A 19400-nucleotide genomic window follows, 5' to 3' on the forward strand; every position below is an offset into this window, starting at 1 on the left:
ATGGAACATAGTATAAGCTTAAACAATCGATCAAGTTTAACTATTTCTGGAGTAGAGCATATATACTCTTTCAATGATAAAAAAGTAGAAATAAGAACTACATCTGGAGATATGATTGTAGATGGAGAAAATTTAGACATGAGCAAGCTTAGTATAGACGAAAAAGTTATTACTGTGACAGGGACTATAAATGGAATAAATTACAGTAAAGCTAAGGAACCTCAAGAAAATTTCTTTAAGAAGTTATTTAAATAATGATACCATTCACTCAGGACCTCGGAGCATTTTTTGCAACGATATATGGTGGAATATTTATAGGGGTTTTATTTGATCTATACAGGGCTTTTAAACAAAACTTTAATATAATAAAAATTTTCTCGTTTTTTTATGATGTATTATTTTGGATAATTGTGACTTTGCTTGTTTTTGTAACTATAAATGTTATAGAATCCTTTGATTTAAGATATTATCATTTCATTGCTTTATTTATAGGATTTATTATTTATTATAATACTATCAGTAAATTCATACTAAAAGTATTAAATAAATCAATAGGATTTGTTATTAACACTATAAGACGAATTTTAGTATGTACGTGCAAGATTTCGGTTAATTTGTATTACGTTATAATCTACTCAATACACTTATTATTTGATACTATATTTTATATACCTAATTTAATTCTAAGAATGGCGATGTTCATGAAATGTAAGTTAGGTAAATTAAAAAGAGTAAAAGTTAAATCGTAAGGAGAGAGATTATGAACAAAAGAAAAAAATTTTTAGGTCAATATCTAATTGTTGGAATGTTTTTATCTTTTTTAGTAATGTCACTTATAGGTGGGTTTACGACTCAAATTTTTAAATCTGTTAAATATAACAATGAAATTGTTTCTTTGAAAAAAGAAATAAAAAACACAGAAAAAGAGATTAAAGGATTAAAAGAATCCAAGAAAAGCTTAGATGATGATAAATATGTAGAGGACATAGCTAGAAATAGATTGAAAATGGTAAAGCCAGATGAAATAATATATGTAGATATAAATAGAGGAAGTAATTAAATACTTCCTCTATTTATATCTACATTTTTTAAATTACATTAATAGGAGGTTATTTAATTGAAATTAGGAGCTATAGATATAGGAACAAATTCTATGAGATTGTTAGTTGCAGATTATATAGATGGTAAACTTTTAAATAGAGAAAAGTTTGTAAACACGACTAGAATTGGACAAGGTGTAGACAGTGAAGGGTATATATCAAAAGAAGCTATAGAAAGAAATATTGAAGCTTTAAAGGAGTTTTCGGTTTTAGCAAAATCTAAAGGTTGTAAAGAATTATACTGTATAGGGACATCGGCATTAAGAGATAGCAAAAACAAATTGGATTTTGTGAGTAGAGCAAAAAAAGAATTAAATATAGATGTAGATATAATAAGTGGAGAACAAGAGTCTAATTTAGGCTTTGCAGGGGTTTTACAGGGGCTAGAAGATAAAGAAGGCATATTAGCTATAGATATAGGAGGAGGTTCTACAGAATTTATTTTAGGAGGTTTTGAAGGGATTGAATTCTGTAAAAGTGAAAACGTTGGAGCTTTAAGAATGACTGAGAAATTTTTAAAGCATGATCCTATATGTGAAATAGAGTTTGAGAATATGGAAAAATTTATATTTGAAACTATAAATGAAACTCTTAATAAATTAAAAAAAGAAAATATAAAATCAGTAGTTGGTATCGGAGGTACAATAACTTCTGTTTCAGCTATGAATCAGGAATTAGAAACATACTCGATGGAAAAAATCCATGAAAGTGAAATATGCAAAAAAGATTTAGATAATATTTTACAAAATTTAAAAAAGATGACATTAAATGATAAGAAAAACTTAAAAGGGCTACAACCAAAAAGAGCGGATATTATAACAGCTGGTGTAGCAATTTTAAATTTAATAATGAAAAACTTAGAAAAAGAAAAAATTATAGTAAGTGAATACGATAATTTGGAAGGGTTATTATGTCAAAACGCAAAAAAAATGTCTTAATATTATAATGTATTAGCTACCTATTATGACAAAAAAGATATCTCTCATTTGTTACAATTTCAGTATGAAAATAACAGGGGGAGGTTTTTTTTATGGAAAGAAGTATAGCGGTTAATAAAAGAAATTTAGTTTTTAAAAATATAGGACAAGTTAATTTTTTAGATACAAATACACTGGTTTTATGTTTATTTGGATTTTTACTTAGTAGAGCTATGGTTGTGGATAATATAGCCCCACTAGGTGTAGCTTTTTTCTTATGTGTATCTATTATAGATAAGTATAAATTTCCTGTATTTATAGCGACTTTAGCAGGTACGGTATTATCGTTTAATCAAGTTCCTAATATTATAAAATACTCAATTTGTATAATTATTATTCAAATTGTTTCTAGTCATATTAAAAATATAAAATCAATAAATAAGATATCGATTATAGGAGCATTAATAATGATTCCTATATCTATGGGACAAGCTTTTATATTTGGTAGTTACGTATATAATTTAAGTATAGCTTTAGTTGAATGCATTCTAATGTTTGTTGGAACGTATATTTTTTCTTATGGAGTAGCTGTTATAAATAAAAGAGCTTCAAGGACGGTCACTTCTAATGAAGAAATAGTAGCTTTAACAATCATTATAATATTTAGCATAATGGGAATAGGGGAAGTATCTTTGCTCGGTATATCTATTAGAAATGTTTTAACAACAATGACTATATTAATATTATCTATTACAGGTGGTGCAGCACTAGGTGCATCTAGTGGAGTTATAATTGGGTTGGTTTATTTCATAAATAATCTTGTATCTAGTATGTATATGGGTATTTATGCATTTGCAGGACTTATTTCAGGTGGATTTAATAAAGTTAACAAGTATTTAAGTATAGCGGGATATATAGTAGGTTGGAGTTTGATTTATATTTATACATCTGGAATAGGATCTAATATTATGGAAGTAAGAGATATTTTAATAGCCAGTGTATTAGTAATACTTATTCCTGATAAGGTAATAAAAGGAATAGAAAAAACTATAAAAGGTAATGGTGGTCTTAAAGATGGAGTTGAAGATTATTTAGCTAGGAATAGAGAAATAACTAACAATAGATTAAGAGGGATGTATAAAACTTATTCAGACTTAGCAAATACTTTTGATAGAGTCAGGGAAAAGGAAAAAATATTAGATCAAAAAGATATCGCACACATAATAGATATGGTACATAATGATGAGTGTAAAAATTGTGGAATGAGAAGAAGATGCTGGGATTCTAAATTTAACTACACTTATACAATGCTGAATAGAATATTAGAAGAGTTAGAGGACAGTGGTGAAATTTATTTAGAAAATATACCTATTGATTTTAAAAAGGATTGTATAAAACCTGAAAGTATTGTTAAGGCATCTAATTATTATTATAAGATGTTTGCCTTAGACTATAGTTGGGAACAAAAATTTTCTGAGAATAGGAAATTAGTAGCAAATCAAATAAGATATATGTCTAAATCAATTGAAAGTATGGCTAAAGAATTAGATAAAGATATAACATTCGATATGGAGATGGAAAAAAACTTACTTGTTGAATTAGATAGAAATAATATAAGTGTAAAAAAACTTAATTATATATCTACAGACAGTAATGATTTTGAAGTTTTGATAGAAAAAGAAGCTTGCAGTGATAATAAATTATGTGAAAGAAAAATAACTAATATTATATCTAATGTTTTAGGAGAAGAGTTAGTTGCAAGGAAAGTTGGATGTACCTGTACAGGAGGACAATGCAAAATAAAATTAACTAAAAGGCAAGAATTTAAAATTGCAACAGAAGTTTCGAATATGTCTAAAGATGGATATATAATTTCAGGAGATAATTATACTTATATGGAAGTATCAGATGGTAAATATATGGTAGCTATAAGTGATGGAATGGGTAAAGGAAGAAAGGCATATGAAGAATCATCTGTAACTATAGATATACTAGAAAACATGATGGATTCTAACATAGATGAAGAAATAATAATCGACACTATAAATAATATATTGATGCTTAAATCATCAGATGAGATGTTTTCAACATTAGATTTAGGAATTGTTGATTTAAATAAGGGAGTATTAAATACTATTAAAATGGGAGCTTGTTCAACTTATATAAAAAGAAGTAATGGAGAAATAGAGCTTATATCTAGTGCTTCGTTGCCAGTAGGAATACTATCAGATATAAATATAGACAGAGATAGTAGGAAATTAAAGGATGGAGATTATATAATTATGGTTTCTGATGGAATTGTTGATGCTGGAAAAAACAAAAACTTAGGTGACAATTGGCTTATATATTTTTTAAAAGGATTAGAGACAACTAATCCAAAAGAAATTTCAAATGAAATTTTAAATAGAGCTCTGGATATACAAAATAATAATATTCATGATGATATGACGGTACTTGTGAGTAAAATATTTAAACATTAAATCCATAAATCCACAAGTTATACACAAAATGTTAATAAAATGTGGATAAAGTGTGGATATATATATAGGATTTAAAGCTATCAATATGTTGGAATTACAATATTCGACAAAATATTTACAAATTTAAAAATAATTCTAACAATTTTAACTAGAAAACATTGATTTAAAAATAAATAAATATCAACAAAAAAACATAAAAAATGTTAATAACTATGTATAATTTGTGGATAATTACGGAATAAAATGTATAAATACAAAAAAAATTGTATGAAATATGTTGAAAAATTAACATTTTAAATATGTGAATATGTTGATAATTATGTGGATAATTTTCAACATACTTATTTTCCAAAAACTGAATAATATAAATTCAAAAAGCCATCCTAATACTAATAATCTTAGTGAAAGGATGGCTTTTTATGGGGAAAAATATGTATAGAGTAATAACTATAGTCATTGCAGTTATATTATTTGCATCTATTTTATTAAAACGAGATATAAATGGAAACAGTGAAGCTTTTAGTGAAAAAGCACTTGAAATGATAAATGATACTAATAAAAAAGAACCTTCTAAAAATGATAAAAAAGAAGAAGAAAAAAAACCAACAAAATTTACTACTTGGGATATATCTAAATTATATAAGAGTAATAGTGATTGGGAAAAAAATCTAAGTAAATTTAGTAAAGAAACTAAAGAGTTAGAAAATTATGTGGGAAAAGTAACTAAATCTCAAAAACATCTATTATATGCCTTAAACATAAAAGAAGAATTAGACTCAAAGTTAGAAAAATTAAGTGCATATGTATCTTTAAATAGTGATATTAACAATAAATCGTATGACTATTTAAATATGAATGAAAGTTTGAACAAAGTATATAAAGAATATAGTTTTATTTGTTCTAATTTAGAATTAGAAATTTTAAAACTATCAAATAAAGATTTTAAAGATATAATGAAAAATGAAAAAATATCAAGTAAGTATAGTATGTATTTAAATGATATCAGAAGGAACAAAAAGCATTATCTAAATTCTAAGGAAGAAGAAATGTTGAGTAATATAAGTGATATAGCTTCTTTACCTAAAGAAGTATATGATCTTTTTATGAATATGGATAAAAAATCAAACTTAAATCCATCACAATATTCATTAGCACTAGAAAGTTCTAATAGAGAAGAAAGAAAAAAAGCTTATGAAAATGAATCTCTACAGTACAATGATAATATAAACATGCTATCAGGATTATTTATAGGACAAGTTAAGAAAAATATTTTTTACTCAAATACTAGAGGTTATAAAAATTCAAGAGAGATGTATATGTCAGGTGATGATATAGATCCTAAAGTTTATGATGAACTTATAAATACGGTTGATAATAATTTAGGAAGTTTGCATAAATATATAGGTTTAAGGAAAAAAGTATTGAACTTAGATAAAGTTTACTCATATGATATGCATGCTCCAATTATAAATCCAGTAGATGAGTATATTCCATATGATAAAGCACAAGGTATTGTATATACATCGCTAAATCCTTTAGGTAAAGAATATGGAGATATACTTTATAAAGCTTTCAATGAAAGATGGGTGGATGTATATTCTAATGATAATAAAGTAAGTGGAGCATACTGTTTATCTGTATATGATAATCATCCATATGTTTTAATGAATTATAGTGGAAACTTAGATTCTGTATCTACTTTATCTCATGAACTAGGACATGCTGTATATGGATATATGAGTTCAAAGAATCAAAATTACTTAAATTCAAAACCTAGTATATTTACTCATGAAGTAGCATCTATAACTAATGAAGCTTTATTATATGAAATGTTAATAAAGAATACTCAAAATAAAAATGAAAAAGCTTATTATATAACTCAGTACCTAGATTTGATAAAAAACACTCTATTTGTACAAACGATGTATGCTGAATTTGAGTACAAAGTACACCAGAAGCTTGAAAGTGGAGAGGTTGTAAACGTACTGGTATTAAATGATATATGGGGAGAACTTTTACAAAAATATTATGGTAAAGACTTTAGTGTAGATCAGCTATCTAAGGTTGGATGGGCAAAAATACCACATTTTTATAATAGTTTTTATGTATATAAATATGCAACAGGATGTAGTGCCGGAATTGCATTTTCTCAGGATATAATTAAAAATGGTCCTGAAAACTATTTATCATTCCTTAAAAAAGGAGGATCTAATTATCCTATAGACTTACTAAAAGAGAGTGGTATAAATCTTTATAGCACTAAACCTATAGAACAAACTACCGAGAAATTTAACTCTTTAGTATCTGAATTAGAAAAGCTCTTAACAAATTAAGGATAGAAGTAATTGAGAAATAGTGGTAGAATATATTAAAAAGTCCTTACAATTTAAGGACTTTTTAAACTTTTAGTTTAGGTTAATTTATAAGTAATACATAATGTTTAAAATTGATAAGGTAATAACTTTATTTATAGGATTGTAAATACAAGGAGGTAAAACATGAAACTATTTATAGATACTGCAAATGTAGATGAAATAAAAGAAATAAACTCTTGGGGAGTTATAGAAGGTGTTACAACAAACCCTTCATTAATAGCTAAAGAAGGAAGAGTTTTTGAAAATGTAGTTAAGGAAATAACTCAAATTGTAGATGGACCAATATCTGCAGAAGTTATCTCGATGGATAGCGAAGGAATGATAAAAGAAGGCGAAGAGTTAAGTAAAATTCATGAAAATATAGTAATAAAGATACCTATGTGTGCAGAAGGATTAAAAGCTGTATCAGCTTTACACAAAAAAGGAATAAAAACTAATGTAACTTTAATATTCTCATCAAACCAAGCATTATTAGCAGCTAAAGCAGGTGCTTCTTATGTAAGTCCTTTTGTTGGTAGATTAGATGATATAGGTCAAGAAGGAATAATGTTAATAGAAGAAGTTGCTGAAATATTCAGCATACATGGTATAGAAACTGAAATAATATCAGCTAGTATAAGACATCCTCAACATGTTTTAACTTCAGCTAAGGCAGGTGCTGATATATCAACTGTTCCTTACAAAGTTTTTAAACAAATGTTAGGACACCCTATGACTGATATAGGTATAGAAAAATTCTTAAAAGACTGGGAAACTGTACCTAAGAACTAATAAAAAGGCGATAATTTTTAAATTATCGCTTTTTTTATGTCTTTTTGCGATTATATAACATACTAAAACCCTTATTTAACATTTATAAATGTTTACTATTTATTAAATGTGATATATAATTTGAAGAGAGATTAACGAACTAAGGGAGATGAATTTTATGGATAGAAATTTAGCATTAGAGTTAGTTAGAGTAACGGAAGCAGCAGCTTTAGTCTCATCGCAGTTTATGGGTAGAGGAGATAAAAACGGAGCTGACGGCGCAGCAGTTGAGGCTATGAGAAGAGCTTTTGAAACAGTTAAGGTCGATGGTGAAGTTGTAATAGGAGAAGGAGAACTAGATGAGGCTCCTATGTTATATATTGGTGAAAAGGTTGGTATGGCAACAGAGGATAGCATGAAAGTTGATATAGCAGTAGACCCTTTGGATGGAACTACACTAATAGCTAAAGGACTACCTAATGTTATATCTGTAATAGCTATGGGAAAAAAAGGAAGTTTACTTAAAGCTCCTGACACTTATATGAAAAAGATAATTGTTGGTCCTAAGGCAAAGGGATGTATAGATTTAAACGCAAGTGTTGAAGAGAATATAAAAAATGTAGCAAAAGCTTTAAATAAAAAGACAACAGAGATGACTATAATAGTACAGGATAGAGAAAGACATGATTATATATTTGAAGCAGCTAGAAAATTAGGTACAAGAATAAAAATGTTCGGAGATGGAGATGTAGCAGCAGGTATTGCAACTTGCTTTGAAGATACAGGAATAGATATGCTTATGGGAATTGGTGGTGGACCAGAAGGTGTTATAACAGCGGCAGCAATTAAGTGTATGGGCGGAGATATGCAAGCTCAGATTTATCCACTAAGTGAGCAAGAAAGAATTAGATGCCATGAAATGGGATTAACAGACGAAGATATATCGAAAGTATTATCATTAGAAGACTTGGCTCAAGGTGATGAACTATTCTTTGCAGCAACAGGAATAACGGATGGAGATCTATTAAAAGGTGTAGTTAGTTTAGGTAATAATAGAATAACAACAAATTCTGTTGTTATGAGAGCAAAAACAGGAACTATAAGATTTGTCGATGCAATTCATTCGGTTGATAAAAATGATATATTAACTGATTTAATGGGTAAATATAGTATATAAAAGGCGTAAAAAATAAAACTATTTTGTTTGAATAGTTTTATTTTTTTATTTGTTGACCATAATGTATAAATAGTGATAGTATTAAGTTTAACTGTTTGCTATAATAATGGTAGCTTCTCATTTGCACGCCTTTAATTTCCGAATAAAATTGTAATTTAATTATGGGATAGGAGGACTTTTTTGAATACGAAAGATATGACTTTGGATAATTTAGATGACATGACTCTAGTTCAACTAAAAGAATTAGCAAAGAAATTAGAGATTAAGTCTATAAGTAAGTATAAAAAGAATGAGTTAATACAAATAATAAATGAGTATAAAAATAAGGACATGATAGATAATAATAAAGAAATCGAGAAAAAAGAAACCGAGAAAAAAGAAATTAAAAGTGAACAAAAACAAAGTGTGAATAAGCAAGAAACTAAGGTTTATGAAAATAGGACTCAAAGATACAATCAAAATCACAACAGAAATTCATATAATGTTAAAGAAGTTGATGAAGCTAAGATTGTTGATGAGTTTAATACATCTAAAGATGATGAGGTAATGGGTGTTTTAGAAATACTACCAGATGGATTTGGATTTTTAAGAGGTCCTAACTATTTATCTACAGAACATGATGTATATGTTTCACCATCGCAAATTAGAAGATTCAATATGAAAACAGGGGATAAAGTTAAGGGTATAACAAGACATCCAAAAAGTGGAGAAAAATTTAGAGCATTATTATATGTTCAAAAAATAAATGATGAACATCCTGAGACAGCTACAAAAAGAAGAGCTTTTGAAACTCTTACACCGATATACCCGGAAGAAAGACTTACATTAGAGAAGTATCAAAATGAAATATCTACAAGGCTAATAGATTTAATTTCTCCTATTGGTAAAGGTCAAAGGGGATTGATAGTAGCACCACCTAAGGCTGGTAAAACTATCCTTTTAAAAAGTGTAGCCAATAGTATTGTTAAAAATCATCCAGATGTGGAGTTAATAGTTCTTCTTATAGATGAAAGACCAGAAGAAGTAACTGATATGCAAGAATCTATAGATGCAGATGTTATTTACTCAACTTTTGATCAGGTGTCAAGTCATCATGTTAAAGTTGCTGAGATGGTTCTAAATAGAGCACAAAGATTAGTTGAGCACGGAAAAGATGTTGTTATATTATTAGATAGTATTACAAGACTTGCAAGAGCTTATAACTTGAGCATATCGCCAACTGGAAGAACGTTATCAGGAGGGTTAGATCCTGGAGCACTTCATGGGCCTAAAAAATTCTTTGGAGCTGCAAGAAACATTAGACAAGGTGGATCTTTAACTATTTTAGCTACAGCGTTAGTTGAAACAGGATCTAGAATGGATGATGTTATTTTTGAAGAGTTCAAAGGAACTGGAAATATGGAATTACACTTAGATAGAAAATTAGCTGAGAAGAGAGTGTTCCCTGCTGTTGATATATACAAATCAGGAACAAGAAGAGAAGATTTATTATTAACAGAAGAAGAGAAAGCTGCACTTTGGAAACTTAGAAAAGAAATGAGTAGTAATTCGGTATATGAAGTAACTGATAAAGTACTAGAATTACTTAAGAGAACAAAGGATAATAATTCGTTTATAAAGTATATAAAAGAGACTTTAAACTAATTAGAAAACTCTTGTACCCTAAATAATCTTATGTTATAATGGTGTAGTTGAATAATGAAAAACGAAAAGTTAATATAATTAATTTCGAAAAGTAAGGAGAAGAGGTGACAAATATGCAAAAAGATATACAACCAAAATACCAAGAAGTTGAAGTACGTTGCGCTTGTGGAAACACATTCGTTGCTGGGTCAACTAAAGACGAAATAAAAGTTGAGATATGTTCAGAATGCCATCCTTTCTATACTGGAAAGCAAAAGAATATAGAAGCTGGTGGAAGAATAGACAAGTTCAAGAAGAGATTCAAAATCGACTAATAGTAAATACGGAGTTGGCTTGCCAACTCCTATTTTATTTATATAGGAGGATTAAGTATGTATAGACCGGTAAATCATGGATATATAGAAATTGTCATAGGTCCTATGTACAGTGGTAAAAGTGAAGAGTTGATAAGAAGATTAAAAAGAGCTAAGATTGCAAAACAAAACGTAGTTGTTTTTAAGCCTCTTATTGATGATAGATATAGTAAAGAAGATGTAGTATCTCATAGTGGATATGCAATAAATGCTATTCCTATAAAGGATTCTTCAGAAATAGAAAAATACATAAATGAAGATACTCAAGTAGTGGGAATAGATGAGATTCAATTCTTTGATAACGAAGTAGTTGATATGGCTATAAAGTTAGCGGATAAAGGAATTAGAGTTATTGCAGCTGGATTAGATATGGATTTTAAAGGAGAGCCTTTTGGACCTACTCCTAAATTATTGGCTGTGGCTGAATTTGTAGATAAAATTCAAGCTATATGCTCAGTTTGTGGACAACCAGCAACTAGATCTCAAAGACTTATAAATGGTAAACCAGCTAAGTATGATGAACCAATAATACAAGTTGGAGCTGTAGAGAGTTATGAAGCTAGATGTAGAAAATGTCATGTAGTTGAAAAATAAATTTATAAACAACAAACACCTTTTAGGTGTTTTTTCTTTGCCTAATATAGTAATATTATATATATAGTTTAGGAGTAGAGGTGAATATATGAAAAAACAACCGGTAGGTGGTCAAGCTGTAATAGAAGGAGTTATGATGCAATCTAAAAACAAGAGAGCCATAGCTGTTAGAAAAAATGACGGAGAAATTATAATTAGAAAAAGAAATATAAAAAGTTGGATATCTGACAAGAATATAGATAAGATTCCTTTTTTAAGAGGTGCATTTATATTGATAGAGACTATGATTGAAGGAATAAACAGTATGAATTTTTCATCTGAATTTTTCCTAGATGACGAAGAAGAAGAGTCGAGGTTTGATAAATTCATAAATAAACTATTTAAAGATAAGGCAAATGATGTAATCATAATAATTTCCCTAATAATAGGATTGTTTTTTGCTATGTTATTATTTGTAGTAACGCCCACGATGATAGGTGGATTATTTTCAAGATTTATAAATAGTGACTTAATATTAAATCTAATAGAAGGTTTTACGAGAATATGTATTTTATTTATTTATATACTTTTAATATCTATGAATAAAGATATTAAAAGAGTGTTTGAGTATCATGGAGCTGAGCATAAAGCTATTTATTGTTATGAAAATAATTTAGATTTAACTGTTGAAAATGCAAGGAAATTTAAGACACAACATCCAAGATGTGGAACTAATTTTTTATTTATAGTAATGTTCACTTCCATAATACTTTTTTCTTTTTTTGGATGGCCTAATCCAATTATAAGAATAGTTATGAGAATTGTATGTGTTCCTATAGTTGCGGGAATATCATATGAAATAATAAAATTGCTTGGGAAATATAATAACATTTTGACAAAAACTGTAGCTTATCCAGGAATGATGTTACAAAAACTTACAACTAAGGAACCAGATGATAAACAACTTGAAGTTGCATTAAAAGCATTAGATGCTGTCATAAAGTAAAAAAGGAGAATTCTATGACAATAAGAGAAATTTTAATTAAATATATGGAGGAGTTATCAAATATCAGTGATACTCCGAGATTAGATACAGAAATAATATTACAGAAAGTATTAGGTGATGTTGATAGGCTGTATATTCAATTAAACTTGAACAAAAAACTTTCAGATGAACAAATAGAAGAGTTCAATAGAATGATTAAGGAAAGATTAGATGGAAGACCTATTGCATATATCGTTAATAATAGAGAATTTATGGGATTAGATTTTTTTGTAGAAGAAGGAGTTTTAATTCCTAGACCAGATACCGAACCGTTAGTTGAGGAAATAATAGAACTTACTAAGGGTAAGGAAATGTTGAACATAGTTGATATTGGAACTGGATCAGGGGCTATATCTGTAAGCTTAGCAAAGTATATAGATAACTGCCATGTATATTCACTAGATATATCTGAAAAAGCTTTGAGTATAGGTAAAAAGAATGCTGTAAGTAATGAAGTTGACAGTAAAATTGATTTTATAGAATCTAATTTATTCAGTGGAATTAAAGATAAAAATATAAAGTTAGATTTAATAGTTTCTAATCCTCCGTATATAAGAAAAAAAGATATAGAGACGCTTCATACTCAAGTTAAAGATTATGAACCATATATAGCTCTTGAAGGTGGTGAAGATGGTTTAGATTTTTATAGGTCAATAACTAAACAATCTGTTTGTTATTTAAAGGACGGAGGAATATTAGCTTTTGAAGTTGGCCATGATCAAGCTAAAGATGTATGTGATATTATGAACGATAATGGTTACTCTAAAATATATACAAAGAAAGACTTGCAAGGAATCGATAGAGTTGTTATAGGTTATAAACTATGATATAATCAACTATTGATATTTTACAATTAAAGAGGTGAAAAGTATGCTAAACAAATTAGAAGTACTAGAAGATAAATATAAAGAACTAAGTGAAAAAATAGCAGACCCGGAAATAATAAATGACCAAAAAGTATGGCAGAAATTTATAAAAGAACATGCTGAAGTAGAGCCAATTGTAATGAAATTTAGAGAATATAAAGATGTAATGAACGCTATAGCTGATTCTAAAACTATCTTACAAGAGGAATCAGATGAAGAACTAAGAGAATTAGCTAAAATGGAACTATCTGAAATGGAAGAAAAAGTTGAGCCTATAGAGGAAGAATTAAAAATACTATTATTACCAAAGGACCCTAATGATGACAAAAACGTTATAGTTGAAATCAGAGGAGGAGCTGGAGGAGATGAAGCAGCTCTATTTGCTGGGGACTTATTTAGAATGTACTGCAGATATGCAGAAAGAAGAAAATGGAAAATTGAGTTACTAAGTGCTAGTGATACTGGTGTTGGGGGATATAAAGAAGTATCTTTCATGATAAAAGGTAATGGAGCATACTCTGTTCTTAAATATGAATCAGGAGTTCATAGGGTTCAAAGAATACCATCTACTGAATCAGGAGGAAGAATACATACATCAACAGCAACAGTTGCAGTTTTACCAGAGGTAGAAGATGTTGAAGTAGAAATAAACGCAAATGACTTAAGAATAGATGTTTTCCGTTCTTCAGGAAATGGAGGACAAAGTGTTAATACTACAGACTCTGCAGTAAGGGTTACACATATACCTACAGGAGAAGTAGTATCTTGCCAAGATGGAAAATCTCAATTAAAAAATAAAGAACAAGCTTTAAAAATATTAAAAGCTAGATTATATGATAAAGCAGTTGCTGCACAACATAAAGATATAGCTGCAGAAAGAAAAAGTCAGGTTGGAACAGGGGACAGATCTGAAAGAATAAGAACTTACAACTTCCCTCAAGGAAGAGTAAGTGATCATAGAATAAACTTAACTTTATACAAATTAGATGCATTCTTAGATGGAGATTTAAATGAAATGATAGATGCATTAATAACTGTAGATCAAACTGAAAAAATGATGTCTATATAGTTTTAATATAAAAAAATCCCTATTTTGAATAGGGATTTTTTGCAATTAAAAAGAGTTATTATCTAGTATTGTAATAATAGCAATTTATATTACATAAAATTTAGAGCAAGTTAAATAATACTAGGGGGGTAACAAGAATTGTTTCGAATAACATTGATTGGATTGATATCTGGAGTTATAGGGACAGGAATCGGAGGCATTATATCCACTGTTTTTAGAAAAAATGTAAAAAGATATATAAGTTTTTTTATGGGGATATCTGGAGGCGTAATGCTAGCTGTTGTGGTATTTGATCTTCTTAAAGAATCCATGACCCAAATAGGAGTTATTTATACAAGTTTGTTTGTTTTTGCTGGAGCTTTACTTACTATGTTAATAAAAAATAAACTAGAAGTAGAATCCGATCTTAAATCAGGGTATTTAATATTTTTAAGTATACTTTTACATAACTTACCGGAAGGTTTAGCGATAGGATCTTCATTTATAGCAACTGAAAACCTAGGAATTACATTAGCAATTGTAATAGGTATTCATAACATACCAGAAGGTTTAGCAATGGCGCTTAGTTTAGCTGGGAGTAAAATGAGCACGTTTAAAGTTGTATTATTAACATTAATAGCAGGAATTCCTATGGGTATAGGTAGTTTTTTTGGCGCATATTTCGCAGGTATGTGTACTTCTTTAATAGGGGGGTTCTTAGCTATAGCAGCAGGAACTATGATGTATGTAGTTTTAGAAGAAATATTTCCATCAGCAAAATCTATGTATTCTATAATAGGTTTTTTGATTGGAATTTTAGTAGTCAGCTATATATAAACTAAATATGAAGGAAGGTATACTAATGATAAATACAAAAATAAGTAAAATTGATGAATCAAATATAGATATAGAAGAAATAAGAAAGCATGCAAAATTATTATCTGAAGGAAATACAGTTATTTTCCCTACAGAAACAGTTTATGGGTTAGGTGCAAATGCTTTAGATGAAGATGCTGTAAAAAAAATATATGAAGCAAAAGGACGACCTAGTGATAACCCTTTAATAGTACATATATGTGAAAAAGATGAGATAAATGAATTGGCCACAAATATAAATCAAAAAGCTAAAAAATTAATGGATGAATTTTGGCCAGGGCCACTTACTATGATTTTTAAGAAAAAAGAAATAGTTCCACAAAGAACTAGTGGGGGTTTAGATACAGTAGCTATAAGAATGCCTTCGAATCCTATTGCCAGAGAAATTATAAGACAATCAGGAGTACCTATAGCTGCTCCATCAGCTAATATATCAGGTAGACCATCTCCAACAAAGGGACAGCATGTATGCGACGAAATGAACGGAAGGGTAAATGGAATTATAGTTGCAGGAGACTGTGATTTTGGACTTGAATCTACGGTTGTAGATATGACATCTGAAAAGCCTATGATCTTAAGACCTGGAAGTGTTACTAAAGAGCAAATGGAACTTTTAATAGGAGAAGTTCTTATAGACCCGTCTATTGAGGGTAAAGCAGACGTAAAAAAAGCTAAAGCACCAGGAATGAAATATACACACTATTCACCAAATGGGGATGTTTTTATAGTAAGTGGAGAAGATTCAAAAGTAATTAATAAAATAAATTCTTTAATAGATGAAAATGAAGAAAAAGGATTAAGATGTGGTGTTATGTGTCTTAATAAAAATAAAGAAAACTATAAAGGCGAAGTGATAGGTCTTGGAGACAATTTAGAAGAAGTTGGAAGTAACCTTTTTAATGCATTAATAGAAATGGATAAAAAAGAAATGGACATAATATATTCTGAAGCTTTTTCTAATCATGGAGTTGGTAGAGCTATAATGAATAGGTTAATGAAGTCAGCTGGGTATAAAATTATAGAATTATAAATAATAAAGTCCAAAAAATATATGAAATAATTATGTATAAAGGATGCAAAAATATTTAAAGTTTAGTATAATATAAAATTAAGTATAAATCTATGTATACAAAAGTATTGGAGGTATTGGACTATGAAGATAGGTTTAGGTAGCGATCACGGTGGATACAATTTAAAAGAAGAAATAAAAAAACACTTGCAATCAAAAGGAATTGAATGTGTAGACTTTGGAACTGAAAATGGAGTAGATTCAGTTGATTATCCTATATATGGAGAAAAGGTTGCCAAAGCGGTTGTTAGCAAGGACGTAGACTATGGGATATTATGTTGCGGCACAGGTATAGGAATCTCATTAGCAGCTAACAAAGTTAAAGGTATTAGATGTGCTGTTGTTTCAGATACATTTTCAGCTAAAATGTCAAAAGCACATAATAATGCAAACATGCTTTCTTTAGGAGAGAGAGTAATTGGAAAAGGGCTAGCTCTTGAGATAGTTGATGCGTGGATAAACACTGAATTTGAAGGTGAAAGACACTTAAGAAGAGTAAATATGTTAAATGACATAGAACAAAAAAATTAGGAGGCTTACATAATGAAAAAAGTAGTAGTTGCAGATCATCCATTAATACAACACAAATTAACTTTAATGAGGGATAAAAATACAGGATCTAAAGATTTTAGAGAACTTCTAACAGAAATAACAATGCTTATGGGATATGAAATAACAAGAGAATTACCTTTAGAGGAAATAGAAATAGAAACTCCTGTTGTTAAAACTAAAGCAAAAGTTATAGCTGGAAAGAAATTAGGAATAGTTCCAATATTAAGAGCTGGATTAGGAATGGTAGATGGACTTGTAAACTTAGTTCCAGCAGCTAAAGTTGGACATGTTGGTTTATACAGAGACCCAGAAACTTTACAACCAGTTGAATACTATAGTAAATTCCCACAAGATATACAAGAAAGAGAAATGATAGTAGTAGATCCAATGTTAGCTACTGGTGGATCTGCTGTAGCAGCGATAGATGTATTAAAGAGAGATGGAGCTAAAACTATAAAATTAGTTAATTTAGTTGCTTCTCCAGAAGGCATAGAAGAAGTTCACAAATATCACCCAGATGTTGATATATATGTAGCTAATATCGATGAGAAATTAAATGATCATGGATATATAGTTCCAGGGTTAGGCGACGCTGGAGACAGATTATTTGGAACTAAGTAATAAGTTTAAACAAGGTATCTATAAAGTTTTATAGATGCCTTTTTCCGTTGAGTCATTAGCTCAAATATTAGGAAAACACTTATTAAAATAACCAATGCATACTATAAAAAAATTAAATTTAAAAAAATATTTTAAAATATTTTTTTAAAATGTAATTATTTGTAGAAAAATTTTCATAAAAGGTATAATATATATATATCTTTTATGGATTTATATCCAGAATTTAAATTAAAAAGTTTAAATTTTTCAAATGTTTTAAAAAGTAAAAATGTGCATAAATACTAGCATAATGAAGATTATATAAGTATAAACTAAAAAATGAAATAAATTTTAGGATAATTATTTCATAATATATACATTTGAATAATTAAAAAAAAATTATTCAAAATTTATACAAAAATGAAAAAACTGAAATTTAAAAATCAATATTAGGTATTGATAAAAATATTTAAAAGAAATATAATAATGAAATATAATTTACAATTAAAATATTCAACGTTTCAAACAAACATATTACATACGTACAATGAATTGATAGAATTAAAATAAATTACGATACAAGAGGTATGATATTTATGGAAGATAAACATAGAAAATATGTACAAGCTCTTAGTATGCTTTCTTTAATAAGCCAAGTAGGATTGATGATTTTAATCCCTATCTTAGGATGTGCTTTTATAGGAAAGTACTTAGATGATAAATTTGGAACAAGTCCATTTTTATTATTGATTTTCCTTTTATTAGGAATAGGTGGTGCATTTAGTGGTGTTTATAAAACCTTAATTGTATACGCAAGAAGGAAGTGATTAAATGAATAATGGTTTAGGAAAACAAATAAGAGACGTAAATAAAGGTATACTCATAATTGATTTAATCGCAGCAATCCTTATTGTTTTTTTATCAAACTCTCCAAAAGAAATGCTTACAGGTCTTTTGTTTGGGAGCATAATAGCTATGTTAAATTTTAGATTACTAGCTATCTCGTTACAAAAATCAGTAACGTGTCCTCCTACTAAGGCTCAAATATATTCAACTAGTAGATACATAATAAGGATGACAATAGTAGGTGTGGTTTTATTTGTTTCAGCAAAATCTCCACATATAAGTGTTATTGGAACTACCATAGGCTTATTGAGCACTAAGTTTTCTATATTAGGCAAAAGAGTAGTAGTAGACAAACTTAAAAGAAAGGAGGCGTAACTGTGAGTCAAGCAAAATATATACTATATTTTGGAAACTTCAAGTTAAGTGATACAGTTATAACAAGTTGGATAATATTAGCAGGTCTTGCTATAGCATCTTATTTTTTAACTAGAAACTTAAAGAAAGTTCCAACTAGTAAAGTGCAAATATTTTTAGAATTTGTTATAGGCGGATTTGATAAGTTTGTAAAAGCAACTATGGGACCAACAGCTATAAAAGAATTACCTTTTATGGTTCCGTATGTAGGAAGTTTATTCTTATTCTTCGCAGTATCAAACCTTATAGGACTATTAGGATTTAGATCACCTACAACAGATTTAGACACTACATTAGCATGGGCATTAATAACATTCTTTATGATTTACTATGCAGGTGTCAAGAAAAAAGGTATGGGAATGTTCAAGGAGTTACTTGAGCCAATACCATTCTTATTACCGCTTAATATAATAGGGGAATTAGCAAAACCTATATCATTAAGTTTCCGTCCATTTGGTAATATATTAGGAGGATCTGTTATCATGGCACTTTTATATCAATTCTTAGGATTCGTGTCAACAAGCTTAACAGGAATAAATATACCTTTTGGACAATTAATAATACCAGTACCATTACATTTATACTTTGATATATTTGCTGGTATATTACAAGCGTTCATATTCATAATGCTTACAATGGTATTTGTATCAAATGCTACAGAGTAATTGATATGTAAATAAACAAAAAACAATAAAAAAATTATTGAAATTTAAGG

The 19400-nt window shown here is 28.7% G+C and carries 21 protein-coding genes; all 21 read left to right on the forward strand.

Going from position 1 to position 19400, the window contains the following annotated elements; all coding sequences use genetic code 11:
* Nucleotides 1–255 (forward strand): sporulation protein YabP, encoded by a 255-nt coding sequence (yabP, locus tag KXZ80_RS01090; RefSeq protein ID WP_021430372.1) that lies wholly within the window; start codon nt 1–3, stop codon nt 253–255.
* Nucleotides 255–749, forward strand: a complete 495-nt coding sequence (gene yabQ / locus KXZ80_RS17875; protein WP_021430407.1) for a spore cortex biosynthesis protein YabQ — start codon at nt 255–257, stop codon at nt 747–749. The genes yabP and yabQ overlap by 1 nt, the downstream gene beginning before the upstream one ends.
* 11 nt (nt 750–760) lie before the next feature.
* Nucleotides 761–1060: an FtsB family cell division protein gene (locus KXZ80_RS01100; protein WP_021434204.1), complete on the forward strand. Its 300-nt coding sequence runs from the start codon at nt 761–763 to the stop codon at nt 1058–1060.
* A gap of 57 nt (nt 1061–1117) precedes the next feature.
* Nucleotides 1118–2038, forward strand: coding sequence for a Ppx/GppA phosphatase family protein (locus KXZ80_RS01105; protein WP_021434203.1), 921 nt, complete (start codon nt 1118–1120; stop codon nt 2036–2038).
* 92 nt (nt 2039–2130) lie between these two features.
* Nucleotides 2131–4497, forward strand: a complete 2367-nt coding sequence (gene spoIIE, locus KXZ80_RS01110; RefSeq protein ID WP_021434202.1) for a stage II sporulation protein E — start codon at nt 2131–2133, stop codon at nt 4495–4497.
* A 419-nt stretch (nt 4498–4916) separates the two neighbouring features.
* Nucleotides 4917–6830 carry an oligoendopeptidase F gene (gene pepF, locus KXZ80_RS01115; RefSeq protein ID WP_021434201.1) on the forward strand — a complete coding sequence of 638 codons (1914 nt, stop codon included), beginning with the start codon at nt 4917–4919 and terminating at the stop codon, nt 6828–6830.
* A 165-nt stretch (nt 6831–6995) separates the two neighbouring features.
* Nucleotides 6996–7643, forward strand: coding sequence for a fructose-6-phosphate aldolase (fsa, locus tag KXZ80_RS01120; RefSeq protein WP_021430419.1), 648 nt, complete (start codon nt 6996–6998; stop codon nt 7641–7643).
* A 157-nt stretch (nt 7644–7800) separates the two neighbouring features.
* Nucleotides 7801–8799, forward strand: a complete 999-nt coding sequence (gene glpX, locus KXZ80_RS01125) for a class II fructose-bisphosphatase (protein WP_021430428.1) — start codon at nt 7801–7803, stop codon at nt 8797–8799.
* Between the two features lie 195 nt (nt 8800–8994).
* A complete protein-coding gene (rho, locus tag KXZ80_RS01130; RefSeq protein WP_021434200.1) occupies nt 8995–10443 on the forward strand; it encodes a transcription termination factor Rho in 1449 nt (482 codons plus the stop codon).
* Between the two features lie 113 nt (nt 10444–10556).
* Complete coding sequence (rpmE, locus tag KXZ80_RS01135; protein WP_025161269.1) at nt 10557–10757, forward strand: 50S ribosomal protein L31; 201 nt, start codon at nt 10557–10559, stop codon at nt 10755–10757.
* 57 nt (nt 10758–10814) lie between these two features.
* The gene (locus KXZ80_RS01140) at nt 10815–11390 is read left to right on the forward strand and encodes a thymidine kinase (RefSeq protein WP_021434199.1); all 576 of its coding nucleotides are present in this window, start codon (nt 10815–10817) and stop codon (nt 11388–11390) included.
* 88 nt (nt 11391–11478) lie between these two features.
* On the forward strand, nt 11479–12375 hold the full coding sequence (locus tag KXZ80_RS01145; protein WP_021434198.1) for a DUF1385 domain-containing protein: 897 nt from the start codon (nt 11479–11481) through the stop codon (nt 12373–12375).
* A 14-nt stretch (nt 12376–12389) separates the two neighbouring features.
* A complete protein-coding gene (prmC, locus tag KXZ80_RS01150) occupies nt 12390–13241 on the forward strand; it encodes a peptide chain release factor N(5)-glutamine methyltransferase (protein WP_021434197.1) in 852 nt (283 codons plus the stop codon).
* Between the two features lie 43 nt (nt 13242–13284).
* A complete protein-coding gene (gene prfA / locus KXZ80_RS01155) occupies nt 13285–14349 on the forward strand; it encodes a peptide chain release factor 1 (RefSeq protein ID WP_021434196.1) in 1065 nt (354 codons plus the stop codon).
* Nucleotides 14350–14487: 138 nt separating this feature from the next.
* Nucleotides 14488–15165: a ZIP family metal transporter gene (locus KXZ80_RS01160; protein ID WP_021434195.1), complete on the forward strand. Its 678-nt coding sequence runs from the start codon at nt 14488–14490 to the stop codon at nt 15163–15165.
* Between the two features lie 25 nt (nt 15166–15190).
* Nucleotides 15191–16234, forward strand: a complete 1044-nt coding sequence (locus KXZ80_RS01165) for an L-threonylcarbamoyladenylate synthase (RefSeq protein ID WP_021434194.1) — start codon at nt 15191–15193, stop codon at nt 16232–16234.
* A gap of 123 nt (nt 16235–16357) precedes the next feature.
* Nucleotides 16358–16804: a ribose 5-phosphate isomerase B gene (gene rpiB, locus KXZ80_RS01170; RefSeq protein ID WP_021430373.1), complete on the forward strand. Its 447-nt coding sequence runs from the start codon at nt 16358–16360 to the stop codon at nt 16802–16804.
* A 12-nt stretch (nt 16805–16816) separates the two neighbouring features.
* A complete protein-coding gene (upp, locus tag KXZ80_RS01175; protein WP_021430412.1) occupies nt 16817–17446 on the forward strand; it encodes a uracil phosphoribosyltransferase in 630 nt (209 codons plus the stop codon).
* Between the two features lie 575 nt (nt 17447–18021).
* Complete coding sequence (locus KXZ80_RS01180; RefSeq protein ID WP_021430375.1) at nt 18022–18252, forward strand: AtpZ/AtpI family protein; 231 nt, start codon at nt 18022–18024, stop codon at nt 18250–18252.
* A gap of 4 nt (nt 18253–18256) precedes the next feature.
* On the forward strand, nt 18257–18646 hold the full coding sequence (locus KXZ80_RS01185) for an ATP synthase subunit I (protein ID WP_021434193.1): 390 nt from the start codon (nt 18257–18259) through the stop codon (nt 18644–18646).
* Between the two features lie 2 nt (nt 18647–18648).
* On the forward strand, nt 18649–19350 hold the full coding sequence (atpB, locus tag KXZ80_RS01190) for a F0F1 ATP synthase subunit A (protein ID WP_021434192.1): 702 nt from the start codon (nt 18649–18651) through the stop codon (nt 19348–19350).
* The last annotated feature ends 50 nt before the right edge of the window (nt 19351–19400 follow it).

The organism is Paraclostridium bifermentans (assembly GCF_019916025.1).
GTDB lineage: Bacteria > Bacillota > Clostridia > Peptostreptococcales > Peptostreptococcaceae > Paraclostridium > Paraclostridium bifermentans.